A 17,006-nucleotide genomic window follows, 5' to 3' on the forward strand; every position below is an offset into this window, starting at 1 on the left:
TATCCTAAGATTGCTGGATAGTTGGCAGTATTCCTCTGCGTCCACACCATTATGAAATCATTCATCCCACTGTTCCCCTTGTTCTTGGCGACTTGCTCGGCACTTATTGCCGCGCCATCGGCTAGCCAGCTGCTGAATCAACAGACGGAAACCATGATCGCCGCAGCCAAACTTGAGGACGGCGAGGTATTTACCAGAGAGTTGCTTTCTTCCGAGGAATGGCAGCGCGAGCTCAACGACTCCGGCCCTGTGACTGATCCGGACAAGGTGATCCAGCTGCTTTTCGAGATTTGGAAAACGGATAAGTCGCTGGCTTCGAGAAAGGTCGACCGCCAGATGGCGACTGCTTGTGCGCTCGAAGGACCCCGCCGAAACTGGACGGCCGAAGAAATGCTGCCGCGCTACGAATACTTCCGCGATAAGTGGAAATACGGCCTGCTCAATGTCATGTATGAAGATATCAGCGTCTTCGAGCGCCGCTACCTCGCGCGCGGGGTGCAGCACGGTGGATTGAACTCGATGGAATCCATGGAATACCAGAACCAAGAGGTCTGTCTGCCGGCTGAGAAATACACCGGTGCATGCTGGTATGCGCGCTGGATTCTGCTTAACCCCTTCGGCGATTCCATCCATGGCCCGAACTACTACGCGCCATTTCAGGAAAGCTGGGACAACTACGCCGAGATCATTCGCAATGTCGGAGGCGTTTGCGGATCGCTCTCTAACTTTGGCGCAGCCGCTGCCATCGCCAACGGAATCCCCGCCGTCACCATGGGCGAACCGGGGCACTGCGCTTATGCCGTATTGACCAAACCCGAGAACTGGCAGCCAGCCTATTCCCTCTCTTGGAAACGCGGCACGCACACCTCCTTCTACGGTTCAACTTGGGGGTGGCACATGCTCACCACCAAAGCTCAACAAGATCAAGGCGGTGCCCACGCATCGGGCGATCTGCGCCGGCTTGCCGATTACCATTTTTCTAACAAAAACTATACCAAGGCACGCGCCACCATACGTATGGCACGCACCCAGCATCCTCTCGATTGGGAAACTTGGCAGCAGTCCGTGCAGATTCTTACCGACAGCAAAGCCGCTGATTCCCAGTGGCAGGAACTACATCAAGACGTGCTAAAATTCCTCGCTCCAGCGTGCGGCGAAGTCGCATTCCACCTGCTGGATGAATTCATCTATCCGAAGGTGCTGCCGGAGGGCGACAAGAACATAGCCGCTCGCAAAAATATACTCCTGGCTTGGCAACGCGCCTCTCAGGACTGGGGACTCGCGCGTTGGGACTATGAACACGCCATCAACCGACAGCTTCAACTGTTAGGTAAAGATGTGGTAGCCCAAGATAGCTTCATGGCCAGTCTCTTTGCCATTCATGCTGAGAAAAATTTGTTCACCTCCGATATTTTGGCAAACCAGCTGGGAAGAGTCGACAAGGATGAGAAACGCCTGCAAACGTTCCTCGCTGCGATCGGCAAGTCACTCTCCAAAGGCAAGACTGATAACTTCGCCAAAGTCATCGACACCCTTGCGGCCAAGATCCTTCCCGATGCCGCCAAACGCGGCGACAAGGCCACCTTCCAATACATCGGCAAACTCACCGCGAAGAACTTTCCTGAGAACAAAATCAAGCCGGACAAGTTCCCCGGTATCTTGCTCAGCTCCGGAGGCACCTTTGGAATTCAGAAGCCTGGAAACAGATGGGATAACCCGTCTCGTCACTGGGGTGTGATCGAAGAACACGGTGGCGATTTCCACACCGATGCCAAGCCCGCCACCGCCACCATTCAGTTAGGAAACTACGGCCGGATCTCCGGTGTGGTCATCGTGACGCGCGGCGGGAACATCGGCCGACTCAGAGGAGCTATCATCCAGACATCAATCAATGGCACCGACTGGACAGACGCCCACACCCTCAGCAAAGTCAGCCAGATCAATCGGATCGATCTCGCCGACAAGGACATTGACGCCGGCTATGTGCGGGTGATTCAAAACAACAATGAGCCATTGCATTTCCACAAGTTTCTCGTCTACGGCAAGAAACAGAATTAGCCTTTAGGATTTCTCATCTCAAACTTACTCTTTTATGTTCGTCCGCTTTCTTGCAGCTTCACTGCTTTCGTTTCAGCTCTCACACGCCGCCCCATCGCGGGTGGATACTTTTGTTCATTCTCTGACCGAGGCGAAGGCTTCTAACAAACCTATCGCTGTCTTTGTCCACGGGAGCTCATGGCATCCTGCCAGCCGACTTTTTGGTGAGAAAATCTGGCGCAGCGAGACATTTTCCTCATCGCTCAAACATCCGGTGATCCTGACGAACATCGAGATCAAGCAAGGCCTCGACAAGGAAGCCGCCAAAGCCGAGGAGGAAAAATACAAGGGCTGGAAAAGCGTCACCACCTACCCGGCTGTGCAAGTCTATGGCTCGGACGGGCACCTCTTGAAGAGCTACAGCGGACGCGAGCTGCGTATCCTAACAACTCCCGAGTCACTTGCTGACCATCTCAACCACATCCTCGCGGCCGCGGAGCTAAGACGCACACTATTGGATGAACTTGCCAAGTCCCGTGCGGATAATGATCCCAAACAGGAACTGGTTATCCTAACAAAACTAATCGACCTATCCCTCAACAACGAAGAAAAAATCGTCGACCAGCTTAAGAAAGTCGATCCTGACGACAGCTCAGGCTGGCAAGCCAGGCTCTCATTTCGCAATTGGGAGTTTGTTCGGCACATCAGTGAATTGATCGGTAAGAATGAGACCCAACAAGCACTCACTGAAATAGATCGGCTCCTTGCCAACCCTACATACACCCCGCAACAACGTTGCTTGATCTATGGTGCCAAAGGTCGCGCTCTGGTAGCCGAAGGCAATCTCAACGATGCTTGGAATGCCTTCCAGCAAGCCTATGAAGCCGATCCCAAAGGTGCCAACGGCATCGCCATGCTGCGCTACGGTATCCGCATGGCAGGGATACCCCTGCGCGAATCTGTGCCAACCGACTCGGCACTCTACGGCAAGGATCTCGGAGAAAATCTGACCCGAGATTACGCCACATTCACGCTCTCCTCATCGAACGGTGACGATCCCTCACAGCATGCCTCGCTTTTCAAAGGACCATTTTCCGGCAAGGGTTACGCTTTCCACACTGCCAGTGAAAAGGGAGCTCACATCATCATCGACCTACAGGCGACGTGCCAGTTGAAAGCACTGCAAATCACCAACCGGAACAACAATCAAGAACGTGCCGCCACCCTGACATTATGGGTGTCCACCGACAAAGAAAATTGGACTCAGGTCTGGAGTGCAGAAAAATCGGCACCAGCTTGGGATATCTTGTTAGACAGCTCTGTCTCAGCCCGCTTTCTCAAACTTGGACTGAACCCGGAAACAACCGACTACCTTCACCTCCGTGGAGTCAACGCCTACGGCACTCGGCCGAAATCTTAAGAGGTCTGAGCCCTTGCTTACGCACAAAAAAAACCGCCTCCCTCGATGGGAAGCGGTTTGGAAAACAATGATACGCTGGCACTACTTGCGGCGACGCAGCATCAAGGCCAAGCCACCAAGACCCACCAACACGGCTGATGATGGTTCAGGCACTTGATTGAACTGGATATTATCGGTGAATGCGGCTGCACCTGCATTATGCTGGCGAAGAACCATTCCGTTCACATCGGAAAGCGCTAGGCCCGCATCATCCAAATTCAGCTGCACCCCTGAAAATGCAGTAGTTGCCACTCCCAGAGTGCTTTCTGCGGTGTACAGCGCATAAGTGGCGGTCGCTGAACCGGCTCCACCAAAGGCGGTGGGATCGATCGACAGCACCATGTGGTAATGATTGTTACCGCCTAATAAGTTGTGATCAAAGTTCTGCGTGCCACCATCGGCTCCTCGGAGGGTCATGTTCTCACGCTCAACACCAAATGCAGCCACGAGACCTGAGGCCGCGTTCAGTTGCACATAGTTGTAAGTGACGTCACCATTGATACGGACATCGTATTCCATGACTAAGATGTTGGTGTCATCGAACGTAGCTCCCATAGGGCGGGACATAATATTATCAACGCCACCGTAAGTGGCCACATTGCCCGACATGCCGAAGCCCGGATCCGTCGAGGATACCTGGACACCATTAGGCCCGGTCCAGCCTCCTTGACCGTTCAAGTTTCCAGCGGAGTAACTGTCAAAATTTTCCGTGACGCTAACCGCAGCATGAGCCGTGAGTGACAGGACAGCCATGCCTGACATGGCGAGTAAGGTTTTCTTATTCATTGATTGGATTGGTTTTTGTTTATTGGGTAAATCAGTAATTTTAATGATCGCAGTGCAACATTGGAATCAGTTCGGCCGAGATATTTCCACCTACTACTTGCGACGGCGCAACAGGAGTGCGAGCCCTCCGAGACCGAGCAGGGCGATGCTGGATGGCTCTGGCACTGGTGTGTAGTCGATGATCAACTGGGCGGCGCCGGTTCCCTCCTTGCTGTCGAATCCCCATTGAGTATTTCCTGCTCCCCCTCCGTAGATTTGAAAGCCGGCATTGTTCGATCCAGTGTTCCAGTGGTCAACGAGAGCCGTAAGGTCGGTGAATCCTGTGCCTCCTACCGTAAGTGGGGTGTCGATCACATCATCGACGAGATCTGTGCCGCTGGTGAGGGTGAAGGAGCCCATGCTGCCGTAGATGTCAGTCCCGAGGCGTGCCCCGCTATTGCCTCCAAGCCAGCTGGTGCCGGGGTTTGCCCTGTGATTCCAAGTCGCCGTGCCGGCTTCTACCGTTCCCCCTACTTCGGTTCCCTCGACCCATCCGGCGTTGCCTTCGCGCAACATGTTGACCTCCCAAGTTCCTGTGGCAGCGGTACGGAAAAGGACGAATCGCAAGGTCATGGAGTTGATCGTGGCTCCGGCTAGTGATGACGTATCAAAGAGCACGAGTCCGGCGCGCTGCTGGCTACTACCAGTCGGTCCAATCAGCACTTCAGTTCTGCCACCGTAGTTACCATTGGCGAAATTCTGTATGAGCGTTGTGTCTGCCGTGGCTGACAATGCGATGTTCGCCGCCTGAGAGGATGATGCCAACACTGTAGCACATGCCATTGTAGTTAGGATTGTTTTCATGATGGTAGTATTTGATGTGGGTTTTTGGGTAAGAAACGTAGGCCGACCAATATGAGCACTCATTTCCCTGTTGTGCATTAGCCTGAAAATATTGTTTTCGCATAAAAAGGTGGAAAAAATATATCCCATCATTTTTTTTGCGAAAAGCGACGACTCAGGATGAATACATAATGTAATGGCATCTTTATCGCTTATCGAACCACGCTTGGAAAAAAGTAGCTGTCTGCTCCCGACGAGCATCGCACGAGGGGGCGCGATGCATCATGGTCGGCAACAACGCGGATTTGCACTGATCGCCACCATTTCTGTCATGGTGCTGCTCGTGATGATTGCTCTGGCGATGTTGAGCCTGGCGACATTGGAGACGAGGGGAGCGAAAACCGGAGTCGCCCACACCGAGGCTCAGGCGAATGCGCGTATGGCGCTGATGATGGCGATCGCCCAGCTCCAGCGTGAGGCTGGAAACGATGACCGCGCCACCGCCCCATCCGGCCAACTCACCTCGGGGACTGGCAGTGGTGAAAATGCTCATTGGACGGGTGTATATCGTGTGCGCAAGGATGGTGAGACCAAGGCGGTGGTTGATCGGCATCTATCACCGGACTACCTGACGGATTTGAGAAGTGCGGATGAAAATCACATCAAAAATGAACTTTTTCTCTCATGGCTGGTCAGCCAAGTGCCCGGCACCACCCTCGATCCCTCCGCTCCGCTTGCCGCTGCAGACTCGGTAGAATTGGTGGGTCTTGGTAGCAGTAGCGACTCCCGAACGGTGGCCGCTCCCTTGGTGAAAATTGAGGAGGGCTCTAAAAAAGGAGCCTACGCCTACTGGGTGGGCGATGAGAGCACGAAGGCGCGTATGGACCTCCAGCCTGGTCACGATATGCCCGCCGTAGCTGATGCCGACTACCAAAAACTTCTCCGTCGAGCCTCGAAGACCGATCTCTCAATCAACGCCAAATACACTGGCTACGATCAGGTGGACAATGACCACTGGTGGAAAATTATCACCTACAATGAGGCAACCCAGACAAAGCTGGCAGGCACTCCTCAAGCCGCGCGTGATGCTCTGCGTGAGACTTACTTTGCTCTCACTCCTTACCATGAGGGGCTTCTCACCAACGCTGTCCAAAGTGGGTTCAAGAAGGACCTTTCCGCATTTCTCAATCAGCCCATGTCTCGCACTGGAATCACTGCGTCTGATACCTCACGCAGGGACGGAATCATGGGAACTCATCCGATCATCCGCGGTGCGCGCCATGCGAAAACAAGCCCGCAATACGACACCCTCCGTCGATATCAACTCATGCGCCATCTGGTGCAGGAAAATGCTGGCACTGCAGGGGCTAAGGCCATCATTCAGCTCACCGACAAGCTCCCGGGTGACTCGGACTTTTCACTCATCGCCAGCCAGCGTGACCTTGGCGACTACCAGCGCACTGAGATGGGCGGAACCTTACCGGATATCACCTCTCTTGACCGGCCTAACATTCAGCCGGTTCTCGCCGAGGCCAGTCTTGGTTTCGACTTCTCCTGTTTCGAAACCAGCGCCTCCACAGCGAGTAATAAAACTTACAGCCTACGTTGCCATCTCTACCCCACCGCCAAATTATGGAACCCCTATAACGTTGCGATGAAAACGCCTCCCTACGTCGTCCTCATCGGCTGTATGATGGATGCCCACGCAGGGAATGCCTGGTCCTCCGGAGCGCAGATTTGCCATTTCACCGCCGGTGGTGGCGGGGGAAATGACGGGGCCTTCATCAGCTTCTTTGGAGCGCATGATGCGAACTACAATAACCCACATGTGCCGGACAATGGCAAGGTGCGTCGCTACTTCGGCTTCACCCTGCCATCCGTGACCATTCAGCCGGGTGAGACCTTGGTATTCTCGCCGGACTGGCAAAAAGGATCAGGGAAAATTTCCAGTCCCGGCAGCAGGGGCACAGCGCTCTATGATTTCGATTTCTCCAAAAATATCCTCTCCCCCAAAGCCACCCCAGGGGAAGGCAGCTACTACTTCGAGTTTAAAAACCAAATCGCCAGAAAAGATAGCACCTACGGCTTCAATGGCGATCTTTGGCTGCCCGAGAGGGGCACCGGCGATCAAGTCATGCTCAAGGCCGTGACCGATGGCCGCCTCTCCGGCCTGACTTATCAGGAAATAGCCCTCAATGCCGGCAGCGCGAAAAAATACCCCACCGTAGCCTACATCAATCCCAACCCCAGCGGTTTGTATTACGATATGAACCGCATTAAGCACACTACCTATTTCACACTCGCGCTTGGAGAGATGGGATCGTACCAAAATGCCGCCAAAGCCAACGGCGTGGCAAACGGTCTCGGAGGTGGCAAGCTGCTGAAAGAATTTGATAAAGTAGATATTGGCCCGCCGCCAAGATTCTGGCGCTACGGCAACCGTCTGATTTACTACGATGAAATGGGCGGCAACGGCATGATGAGCGGCTTTAACTACGGGCCTGATGGTGGTAATTACAGTAATTTCGCGATCGCAAACTCCTGGAACCCCCGCGCACCCATGAGCCACAGCGGCTGGGCCACGCAGAACTCCACCTGGGGCTGGTGGAGCACCGGCATTCATCACCGTCCATTCGTATTCCCTCTGATGAACGGCTCAGAAGGAGATGCCCCCTACCTCTCATCCGAAGGGAACTACATCGCCAATCCGCTCTCCATGGCTGAGGGCAGAGCCACCGAACCTGATGCAGAGACCGCCGTCGTCCTCTACCATCTACCCAGAAAAAGCTCCCCGATGATGTCACTCGCCGACCTTCGTCACGCGCAGCTTTCCCTCCATCCATGGCACCCTAACTATGTGATCGGACATGGATTCGCCGATGGCCGTTCTGCCTCAGATGCCACCATCTCCACTGCAGATAAAGCCAATCAAGTTTTCGGTAAAACATTACTCACTCCAGAGAATGATCGTCGCTGGAAAGACAACACACTCTGGCAGGATCAGAACCGCAGAAACGGAACCGCCAGCTGGGGATGGTTGATCCAGGACTCAGAAGTGGCTTCCAATGGCCCGGCAGAAATCTCTCGGGATCCAGGATTCAGCAGCGGAACTCACACTCAGGACGATGAGATTCTCGTCTATGACATCGCCTACGAGGCCAACCACGAACTCTGGGACAGGTTCTTCATTTCCGGCATTGATTATAGCGAGACAGGTGCCCCGATCTGGGACCCTTCCAAGTCTCTGCTCACCGGTGGCATCAGAGCCAGTAGCGTGACTGCGAGAGCCACCGAAAAACTCGACGACGGTTTGACCGGCTCCGACGCCGTCTCATTCGCCTACCACAAATCCGCACAATACTTATCTAACAAAGGAGCCTTCAACGTGAATTCCACCTCCGTCGAGGCATGGCGTTACATGCTCAGCAGTCTGCGAAACTTGCAGCGCAAGGCAGCCGATGGAAACGTCGCACCCACCTCTGGCTCCTCCCCCTTCAGTGGCATCCATTTCCCTGGCATCGCCACAGGGGATAAGGCCAACAGCAACTCGGCCGAGCAAATCTTCAGCGGCTACCGTGCGCTGTCTGATGCGGAAATCGAAACTCTGGCAGAAGAAATCGTCAAGCAGGTCAGACTCCGTGGCCCGTTTCTCAGTCTATCAGATTTCATCAATCGCCGGCTACTGGATATCAACGTCAGCAGCCGCCCCTCACTCAGCAGCAAAGAAGGCAGTGCCGTCATGAGCGCCATGGAAGCAGCCATTGAGCTTTCAGGTATCAACGACAGCCTGCATACCAAGAAAGGCAACGAGAAGGACACCACCGATGACGCCCTCCCCACCCAGCAATTCAAGCACTGGGGGGACCAGCGGCTGGCACCGGAGTGGAAGGCTTCCGGCATGCCCGGTTACCTCTCCCAGGGAGCCATTCTGAGCGCTATTGGATCATCCCTAACAACTCGGGGAGACACCTTTGTCATCCGCGCCTATGGAGAGTCCCGAGCCGCAGACGACACTGTGCTCGCACGCGCATGGTGTGAGGCCGTGGTGCAGCGCATTCCTGATTACATCAACTCATCCGATGACCCCATGGAACCACTTCTGGTTTCCGCATCCACAGACCCCTCGTCATCTGAACTAGAATTTAATACCAAAATCAGCGAATCATCCCGGGAGTACGGTCGCCGATTTGTGATCAAACACTTCCGCTGGTTGAATGAAAACGAGATCTAACATCACTATGCGAGCCACCCTTCTCAGCGCACTACTCCTAGCTGTCATAGCTACCACTCCTCCCCTTCACGGCCAGCAGAATGATGAGGAACGCCCGCCTCTCATCGTACGCTTTCTTGCCGTCGCTCTGCCTCCGCGAGTGGTCATGTCTGGCATTGGTGACAACGCCAAAGGCAAACTCATCGATGAGGCTGCCATCCCTCCCATGGATCTCGTTCTACAAAAAGGTAAATCCAGCCAGCCTGTGACCATGATGCTTAACGTTCCCTCCCGGAATTACCTGCTCAAGAGCCGTCGTCTCGTCATTACCCGCGGCAGTGCCAGTGAAGATCAACAGGCAGTGGGATTCATCGATCTCGAACTTCCTGCTGATCAAGGTGTGTTCACCGTGGTCTTCACCCGTCGCCCCGGTCAGTCATCATGGGAGCAACCCACCGTCAGAATCCTGACCGATGCCACCTCCGCCAAATCCGCAGGTAATACACGCATTCTCAATCTCACTTCTAACAACATCGGTATCCAAGCAGGAGGCGGCAGGAAAATCATCGCCCCCGGAAAACAGCTCAGTTTCGCCAAGGCTGGCAAAGCTTGGCAAAATGCCGTCATTTACGCCCAACACAAGCAAAGCTGGACGAAGCTTCGCGCAATCAGCGGCACGCCTCGTGAAGGACTCGTGCAAACGATCATCTGCTACCCCAGCCGACCGAAAGAAACGAAGGTCAGCGTTCTAACCTGCAATCAGCGGAACCAAGACATCAGCACCCTGAAAGCAAGTGTGCTGGAAATGGATAAAGCCCCCTGAGACGCAGATGCAAAAAAACCGCCTCCAAAAGTAGGAAGGCGGTTTTGAAAATAAAGAATCAAGCCTACTTGCGGCGACGCAAGATCAGCGCAAGTCCACCGAGTCCGAGAAGGGCGGCAGAAGATGGTTCAGGAACTGCTTCAAAGCCGATGCCATCGAGCGTCACTCGGTCGCCTGGACCTGGATCACCGTTAAAATCATCAATATAGACAGCATAGCTGGTTGATCCGCTGACCTGTGCCAGTGTCATCCGGCTGCGTCTGTCACCGGATGGTTCGGTACCAAGGTCACCGTTCTGTAACACATCCGTTCCATTCTGGTAGGTTGTGAGTGATGGCACTGCTGCAGTTGCTGACACATCGTTGCTGATTGTTGCCTGAATGATGTCCGAATTGCCCGCTCTGATCGAATAGAGATAGAATTGATAGGTCGTCCCCGCATCGAGGCCGGAGACAATCATTCGCAATGAAGGGCCGTTCTCCGTATGTCCAGCGCTATAAGCGGTGTTACCGGAGGCATTAGCTCCTGGTCCGGATGTGCGGAGGTCCCATTTGTTGTCATTGGCGCTCGCTGACCCTCCATTGAAGGATGTGAACGCAGTGTTGTCCGAATTCCAAGTGCCTGCATCAAGCCATTCGATATTGGACCCTGCAGCTGCATCAATGTAGGTGATCGCGGCATTCGCTGACATGGAGCAAACAGCCAATGCTGCCAGCACTTGGGCTTTTATTGTTAATTTCATATGATGGTTAAATTGTTGTTTGTTAAATTGAGGAGTTCAGCTCCCCTGACTGCGCTTCACTCTCTCAACATCCGAAAGTGAACAGTGAAAAAACGAAGTCTTACGAGGTATCAGGCCAAGTAACCGTTTTTCGCAGAAAAAACTGATTTTATACCAATCACTCCGTCTCGATCGTCATGCTGGCGGAATTGGGATCGCCGCCCAGGCTTTTGCGATAGCGTGTGAGCTGCGCCTCCGTCAACACGGAGGACATCAGCTGCACTTTGCGGTCGATTTTCTGCTGGCGCTGTGCGTTGACTCTAAGTGACATCGATTGCGGATCTCCGCTGGTGTCGGCGGCGTGAATCGGATGGCTTTTGAACATCTCGCTCATATCTCGATCGGACATATCCATGCGTATGCCCTGCGCCCGCATCACTTCGCGTGCCACCAGATCGGCATCGCTGCGGCTGGCGATCTTGTTTTCCGCATCTTCGGCCAGCACCGCGTAGGCGGCGTCTCGCTGTTCTTGGGTCAGATCCAAGGTGTCCTGAAGTTTGGCGAGGTTCTTCAGCGCAGCGGATTCTATTTGGCTCGTCCGCTTTCTTTCCTGCATCGCCTTCATCCCCTCCAGCTGCCCTGTAGTGAGATAGGCTTTCATGTGGTCGCTCAGACCGTCTCCGCGGATGGCGGCGGCCATTTCCTTCATCTTGGGGGAATCGATTTCCAGGTCGTTCAGCGCCTCCATGTCGATCTTGCCAAGTTGCTCGGCATAGTAGGCACGCATGGCTTTTTCCTGACTGGCATTGAGGCTCAGGTCATCGACCATCTTGGCGACTCTGGCATCGAATTGCTTGCGGAAACCATTCATCGCCCTCGCGTTCCACTGCTTCTGGGCTGACAATGTGACGAAATAGTCATGATGCAATTTTGCGAATCGATCATTGAAAAGATAATACTGAAGTGTGGATTCTTAGAGCAAACGAATCCGCCACCTCTTGATTTGATCGAAAAGTCGATCAATGATATTGGGAATTATCAGACTGAAATGATTGAATTATTCACCAAAAAATCTGGCGCCATCAGCTTATGAAAAAACCACTTATCAGCATTGTTGTTCTCGTCATTGCCCTTGGAGCGGCATGGCTTCTTTTCGGAAATAATGATAATGACGAAGGCTCAGGGGAAACACAGACCGTGGAAGAGAAAACCGTCAGACCCGCCTCGCGCAAGTCCGCTGCGGCCGAGACCAAGCCGCAGCCTGCTCCGGAGGAAACCAGACCCCCCCAGCGAGATACAGCCGCCGATAAACCGGGAACAACTGCCGAACCTCTCTCCATGGCTGCCGAGATCGCTGCGCTCAAAGGGCAGAACAATCAGGTGATTATGGGGAAAATGGCAGAGCTGGCCAATAAATACGCCATCGATCCGGCCACCAGAGAGGCATTCATGGATGCTGTGGTAGCCACGAATGATGATACCCTTCTCTCCCATGCCGCCTCATCCATCGTCAGGACCCTGAAAAGACATGATCCGGAGAAAGCCATGGATTTCCTGGACACCGATTACCCACCACTCGGCGATCACGAGATCAAGAGTGAACGTCACATGATCGCCATCAACTGGGTTGAAAAAAAGCCGAAGGATCTCATGAACTACATGGTGAAAGCCAAGGAAGAAGGAAAAGTGGGAAGCCGAGACATGGCCTTCATGATAGCGCAGTGGGTCAAAAAGGACGAGGACGCAGCCATTCAGTGGCTTGAGGCCAGCGACTGGAAACATGCGGATGACAACATGGTCACCCAAGCCGGTCAGCGTGTCGAAGGAGAGCGTGCGGCACTCTGGTTCAGCCAGATTCACGACGATAAAAAACGCCACGATAACTACCTGCACCTCTACACCAACTGGCAGAAGAAAGATCCGGAAGCTGCCAGCGCATGGGTAAACAACCTGCCTGCCGAAGACCGGGCCATGGTCATGGAGCTGGGAGCCAAAAAAGTCGCGGAAAACAAAGCGATCCGGGAAAAATACGCCCGTGAAGCGAGAGAGAAAAAAGAGAAATACGCAAGGAAAATGGAGGAGTGGCGGAAAAACCGGAAGAGCCGATGATTGGTTTCCCTATGGCCATCACCCTCCTGTTGTAGGCCAGACCAGCCAGACTGCACGCAGGTGAGTTCGGGCAATTACTACGCAAAAAAACCAGCATACCACTGGGGCATGCTGGTTGAAATTTTTGTCTGAACGTAAGCTTACTTGCGGCGTCGCATGATAAGCGCGAGGCCACCGAGGCCTAGAAGGGCGGCAGAGGATGGCTCAGGAACGGCGTCGCCTTGGAAACGAAGCTCGTTTCCACCAGTTGGATCATTATTACCGCCATTCGGAGCCTCGTCGAATTCGATATAGAAATATCGTCCGGTGATGGCACTAGAAAGCGCATAGTTGGTAAAGGCAGGACCAGCGGTAGTGAAGTTCAAATTAACAGTGGCATCGGGAGCACCTGCTGGTGTTGCTAAAGTAAATGCGGTAGTCGAACTTGCCCAGATGCGCGCAGTTTGATTTTTATCTCTGTCCTGAGATGCAAATTGACGTTGCCCGTATACCAAGTCAGTGATTATGTAAACTTGATCAAGTTCGAACTCGAGACGAGGTCCATCAGGGGCTGTTCCATTCGCTGCTGCCCATGCACCACCTGCGTCACCGACTCCAGGATTAAAACCAACTGTGTAATTTTGATTGAAGAGGTTGGACACCTCTAAATTGGCGTTAAATCCAGGGCTGCCCGTGATACTGGTATAAAGTGAACCATCTTGGGAAATGATCGCGGCATTCGCTGTGGTGGCAGCAAAACCGCCGATTAAGAGTGTGGATAGGAGTGTTTTCATAATAGAGTTTGGTAGCGTGTGTTTAGATTGTCATCGTCATTGAGGCAAAAATATCATCAAACGTGATTAACGACGGCGGCGTAAGATGAGCGCAAGGCCACCGAGACCAAGAAGAGCCGTGGAAGATGGTTCTGGAACGGCTGTGATCACAATGTTGTCGTATTGGTTGGAAGTAGAGCCTGATCTGAGGTAAAGGCCGGTCCAATTAGCTGGATCGTCGATATTCCCACCGAGATCTGCTCCCGTGAATGTCGCCACCGTAGAGTAAACACCGTCACCGGCGGCAACTCCAGAAACGCCTCTTTGATCTGTGCTTCTGCTGGATTGAAAAGTGCCAGAACTAGTGGTGAAATCATATGTGATGCGAAAATCAAAAAATTTGTGCCCGCCATCAACAGCATCTTCTCCTGAAATATTGCCGCTAAAAAAATCGCCACCAGTTTGATTGCGAATTCTGAATCCGCTTCCAGCTGTTCCAAATTGACCAAATGCTGAAGAGTTATCCGCGCCAGCAGTAAGGACAAAGAGTGCACCAAATGTTGCGCCAGATCTAGCACGGGTAACAAAATCAACGGTAACTGATGTCGTTCCGGCAGGAAGACTGTAGGCGTTAAAGTTTGCACTCGCTCCGTCAGTCCCGTCACCGGTAACCACGCCTGTTGTAGTCACTAGGAGTCCATCGCCAATGTTGTCATCCCATGGTAAGTCTTCAGGGGCTCCATTAAGGCGGTTGCTACTTCCGGGAGTGATAAATGAGGTGAAGTCTTCCGAGTAAACGACGGTCGCTGCGCTGGTAAAGCCAGTTGTCGCTGCCGTGATTGCGAGGCAGCCGGTCAAGGGGGTGGATAGTATTTTTTTCATCATGGAACTGTGTGTCGGGGGATTGCTTAATGATCTAGAGTAGATGGTCAAACACATCCCCATTCTAATGGATCAGCCTCGCAATCCTACTTTCGCAAAAAAAGTTCCACTTTCTGCAAAAAACATTCATTTTCACATATATCGCAACTTCTTATGCGAAAACTAACACCTCGAACTGATACCAAGTAACCAATGAACACTCCTGAAGATAGTGCGCCAGCCAAGGACTCGCCTGCAAATCATGACGATCTCGCCGGCACCTTCGCGGTTCTCATGATGAAGAACCGCGATGCCCTCTCGCGCTATCTGTTTTCCCTCCACCCGATCACCGATGAGGTCGATGACCTGCTCCAGAACACCGCTCTGACGCTGTGGAAAAAAATCGATGATTACGATCAGACTCGCGATTTCCTCCCATGGGCACTGCGTTTTGCCTATTTTGAAGTTCTGAGATGGCGCAAACACATGCGCAAAAGACGCTTCGTCCTATCTGATGAACTGGTCAGCCAGCTCAGTGACTCCGCCAGTACCGCTGAAGACCTCGAGACCGCACGATTTCAGGCCCTGCATGATTGCTTGGCAAAATTACCCAGCACACAGCGTCAGGTGGTCGATCAGCGCTACACCTCCCAAGGCACGCTCAAGGCCCTGGCTGAAAAGTTAGGCGTCTCCATTCACAAGGTTTACCACACGCTCGACGATGCCCGTGATGCTCTTGCCACCTGCGTCGAACGCAAACTCATCCGCGAGGGCTACGAAATTAACCAAGCCAGCAAATGAACCGCGAAACACGCAAAGAACTCTCGTCTCTGCTGTCTGCTGTGGTGGACGGTTACATCGATGAAGCAGGCGGTAAACGCCTGAATGAGCTGTTGGATAACAATCCACAGGCACAGGCATACTACCATCACTACATCGCAGTGCACTGCCACCTGGAGGACCTTCAGGAAAAGCAGGACACCTCCACACTCGCCAAGCCGCAAGCTGGCTCCAAGGTGAATTACTGGCTAGCCGCCGCCGCATGCCTCGCCATGTTCTGCGGTCTCTGGTTTTTTGCGAAAAGCCTCAACGGCCCCACTCAGAGCAACGTTGTCTCTCAGCCAAAACTACACACTTCAGGTAAAATCATTGCTGTCATCGGCAACGCGGAAGATGCCGAATGGGACATTGAAAACCTCAGGCCCATCCAAGGCACAGCTCTTGGCGAGGGACTGGTTCATCTGACCCAAGGACGTATTCGTCTCGATTTCCCCGCCGGTGAAAAAGTCACCATCGCCGCCCCCGCGCTTTTTAACATCAAAGACAACAACCTGCTACAGCTACAGAAAGGTGAACTCTTCGCCTCTGTGCCCGAGGCCGGCCGCGGCTTTACCGTCATCATGCCTAACGGTGCTGTCGTCGATCTCGGCACGGAATTTGCCATCAAGGTGCAAGAGAACGGAGAGAACTACGTGAAAGTCATCAAAGGACTCGTCGTAGCCTCGTCGACCAACTCCAAAGGCAACACCACTTGGGAAGAAACTCTCAACATCGGTGACGAAGTCTCCGTTCAGCGCGAGACACCATTGGAAAGAAAAACGGCTCAGCATAAGTACATCGATCCCCTGCCTGACGTGATTCCCGCTCTGACTCTCTCACCCGACTACCGCGAGAGCGTCAAGAAATCACGCCCGATCAGCTACTGGGAGTTCGACTCCGCCACACCTGAGGGAATGGTCACCGACACCGTGGGCAACAATCCCATGCAGCTCGGCCTCAATGCCGTGATTCATACCTCTGAATACGGTGGGCACCTACGGCTCGACCACGATCAAAATCAGGGTTACGCCAAAGCGCAAAACAGCATCGCTGGAGTCAATACCGATTCCGGATTCAGTTTGGAAATGTGGGCGTATTCGAATTTGGTCGACTGGCAGTCTCTGGCCCTCGTTTCCCCTGATGCCCCCTTGCCTCCAGAGGCAGCCAAGCGCAACTTGAAGCACGCACCTCAGATCATACTCCTTGAGCGCGCTGGTCGTTCGGGCAGCTCCCGTCATCACATCCATCCGGATTTCGCCCTAAGATCAGTCTATCGCTCACCGGCAGCTTACGGGGGAGGGGCCAATATTTATACGGAGAACTCTCACCTCATTCACAAGTGGCAACACATCGTCATTGTTAGAAACCAGGATGCTTTTCAAACTTACGTCAATGGCAAGCTGGCCGCCGAGGAACGCATCCATTTCAAGTCTGACGAAAGTAACTATGACCTGCTTCTGGGCAGGCTTCATACTTTCGCAAAACAGGGAGACGCCCGCCAATGGTCAGGTGCTATCGATGAAGTTTCACTCTATGATCGCTCGCTAACTCCTGCCGAAGTTCTCGAGCATTACCGCGCAAGTAACGCTGAAAATAAATAGCCTCAA

General features: G+C 53.3%; 13 protein-coding genes. 7 read left to right on the forward strand and 6 right to left on the reverse strand.

Translation table 11 applies throughout. The features are described 5' to 3' along the window. The first annotated feature begins 51 nt into the window (after nucleotides 1-51). Complete coding sequence (locus tag ACSPJT_RS10515; protein ID WP_435892505.1) at nucleotides 52-2,058, forward strand: discoidin domain-containing protein; 2,007 nt, start codon at nucleotides 52-54, stop codon at nucleotides 2,056-2,058. Nucleotides 2,059-2,092: 34 nt separating this feature from the next. Continuing rightward, nucleotides 2,093-3,457 (forward strand): discoidin domain-containing protein, encoded by a 1,365-nt coding sequence (locus ACSPJT_RS10520; protein WP_435892506.1) that lies wholly within the window; start codon nucleotides 2,093-2,095, stop codon nucleotides 3,455-3,457. An 81-nt stretch (nucleotides 3,458-3,538) separates the two neighbouring features. On the opposite strand, the gene ACSPJT_RS10525 is transcribed toward ACSPJT_RS10520, so the two are convergent. Beyond that, on the reverse strand, nucleotides 3,539-4,282 hold the full coding sequence (locus ACSPJT_RS10525) for a PEP-CTERM sorting domain-containing protein (RefSeq protein WP_435892507.1): 744 nt from the start codon (nucleotides 4,280-4,282) through the stop codon (nucleotides 3,539-3,541). Between the two features lie 93 nt (nucleotides 4,283-4,375). Further along, nucleotides 4,376-5,125, reverse strand: a complete 750-nt coding sequence (locus ACSPJT_RS10530; protein ID WP_435892508.1) for a DNRLRE domain-containing protein — start codon at nucleotides 5,123-5,125, stop codon at nucleotides 4,376-4,378. A 175-nt stretch (nucleotides 5,126-5,300) separates the two neighbouring features. On the opposite strand from ACSPJT_RS10530, the gene ACSPJT_RS10535 reads away from it, so the two are divergent. After that, a complete protein-coding gene (locus ACSPJT_RS10535) occupies nucleotides 5,301-9,335 on the forward strand; it encodes a hypothetical protein (protein ID WP_435892509.1) in 4,035 nt (1,344 codons plus the stop codon). 7 nt (nucleotides 9,336-9,342) lie between these two features. Then, a complete protein-coding gene (locus ACSPJT_RS10540) occupies nucleotides 9,343-10,137 on the forward strand; it encodes a hypothetical protein (RefSeq protein WP_435892510.1) in 795 nt (264 codons plus the stop codon). A 64-nt stretch (nucleotides 10,138-10,201) separates the two neighbouring features. Here the strand turns inward: ACSPJT_RS10540 and ACSPJT_RS10545 are convergent, their stop codons facing one another. Both ACSPJT_RS10545 and ACSPJT_RS10550 read right to left on the reverse strand, forming a co-directional pair. After that, entirely contained in the window at nucleotides 10,202-10,879 is a 678-nt protein-coding gene (locus tag ACSPJT_RS10545) for a PEP-CTERM sorting domain-containing protein (RefSeq protein WP_435892511.1), read from the reverse strand. A 157-nt stretch (nucleotides 10,880-11,036) separates the two neighbouring features. Further along, nucleotides 11,037-11,762, reverse strand: coding sequence for a hypothetical protein (locus tag ACSPJT_RS10550; RefSeq protein WP_435892512.1), 726 nt, complete (start codon nucleotides 11,760-11,762; stop codon nucleotides 11,037-11,039). Between the two features lie 185 nt (nucleotides 11,763-11,947). On the opposite strand from ACSPJT_RS10550, the gene ACSPJT_RS10555 reads away from it, so the two are divergent. Continuing rightward, on the forward strand, nucleotides 11,948-12,967 hold the full coding sequence (locus ACSPJT_RS10555) for a hypothetical protein (protein WP_435892513.1): 1,020 nt from the start codon (nucleotides 11,948-11,950) through the stop codon (nucleotides 12,965-12,967). Between the two features lie 140 nt (nucleotides 12,968-13,107). Here ACSPJT_RS10555 and ACSPJT_RS10560 read toward each other — a convergent pair whose 3' ends face one another. Beyond that, nucleotides 13,108-13,740: a PEP-CTERM sorting domain-containing protein gene (locus ACSPJT_RS10560; protein WP_435892514.1), complete on the reverse strand. Its 633-nt coding sequence runs from the start codon at nucleotides 13,738-13,740 to the stop codon at nucleotides 13,108-13,110. Between the two features lie 66 nt (nucleotides 13,741-13,806). Continuing rightward, nucleotides 13,807-14,604, reverse strand: coding sequence for a PEP-CTERM sorting domain-containing protein (locus ACSPJT_RS10565; protein ID WP_435892515.1), 798 nt, complete (start codon nucleotides 14,602-14,604; stop codon nucleotides 13,807-13,809). Between the two features lie 189 nt (nucleotides 14,605-14,793). Here ACSPJT_RS10565 and ACSPJT_RS10570 point away from each other — a divergent pair, with 189 nt between their 5' ends. Both ACSPJT_RS10570 and ACSPJT_RS10575 read left to right on the forward strand, forming a co-directional pair. Then, entirely contained in the window at nucleotides 14,794-15,381 is a 588-nt protein-coding gene (locus ACSPJT_RS10570) for a sigma-70 family RNA polymerase sigma factor (RefSeq protein ID WP_435892516.1), read from the forward strand. Next, nucleotides 15,378-17,000, forward strand: a complete 1,623-nt coding sequence (locus ACSPJT_RS10575; RefSeq protein ID WP_435892517.1) for a LamG-like jellyroll fold domain-containing protein — start codon at nucleotides 15,378-15,380, stop codon at nucleotides 16,998-17,000. The genes ACSPJT_RS10570 and ACSPJT_RS10575 overlap by 4 nt, the downstream gene beginning before the upstream one ends. Nucleotides 17,001-17,006: the final 6 nt, after the last annotated feature.

The organism is Oceaniferula spumae, from assembly GCF_042849255.1.
Classification (GTDB): Bacteria; Verrucomicrobiota; Verrucomicrobiia; order Verrucomicrobiales; family Akkermansiaceae; genus Oceaniferula; species Oceaniferula spumae.

Coding starts and splice junctions, on each gene's coding strand:
- ACSPJT_RS10515 (WP_435892505.1), top strand. CDS start 52: ATGAAATCATTCATCCCACTGTTCCCCTTGTTCTTGGCGACTTGCTCG.
- ACSPJT_RS10520 (WP_435892506.1), top strand. CDS start 2,093: ATGTTCGTCCGCTTTCTTGCAGCTTCACTGCTTTCGTTTCAGCTCTCA.
- ACSPJT_RS10525 (WP_435892507.1), bottom strand. CDS start 4,282: ATGAATAAGAAAACCTTACTCGCCATGTCAGGCATGGCTGTCCTGTCA.
- ACSPJT_RS10530 (WP_435892508.1), bottom strand. CDS start 5,125: ATGAAAACAATCCTAACTACAATGGCATGTGCTACAGTGTTGGCATCA.
- ACSPJT_RS10535 (WP_435892509.1), top strand. CDS start 5,301: ATGGCATCTTTATCGCTTATCGAACCACGCTTGGAAAAAAGTAGCTGT.
- ACSPJT_RS10540 (WP_435892510.1), top strand. CDS start 9,343: ATGCGAGCCACCCTTCTCAGCGCACTACTCCTAGCTGTCATAGCTACC.
- ACSPJT_RS10545 (WP_435892511.1), bottom strand. CDS start 10,879: ATGAAATTAACAATAAAAGCCCAAGTGCTGGCAGCATTGGCTGTTTGC.
- ACSPJT_RS10555 (WP_435892513.1), top strand. CDS start 11,948: ATGAAAAAACCACTTATCAGCATTGTTGTTCTCGTCATTGCCCTTGGA.
- ACSPJT_RS10560 (WP_435892514.1), bottom strand. CDS start 13,740: ATGAAAACACTCCTATCCACACTCTTAATCGGCGGTTTTGCTGCCACC.
- ACSPJT_RS10565 (WP_435892515.1), bottom strand. CDS start 14,604: ATGATGAAAAAAATACTATCCACCCCCTTGACCGGCTGCCTCGCAATC.
- ACSPJT_RS10570 (WP_435892516.1), top strand. CDS start 14,794: ATGAACACTCCTGAAGATAGTGCGCCAGCCAAGGACTCGCCTGCAAAT.
- ACSPJT_RS10575 (WP_435892517.1), top strand. CDS start 15,378: ATGAACCGCGAAACACGCAAAGAACTCTCGTCTCTGCTGTCTGCTGTG.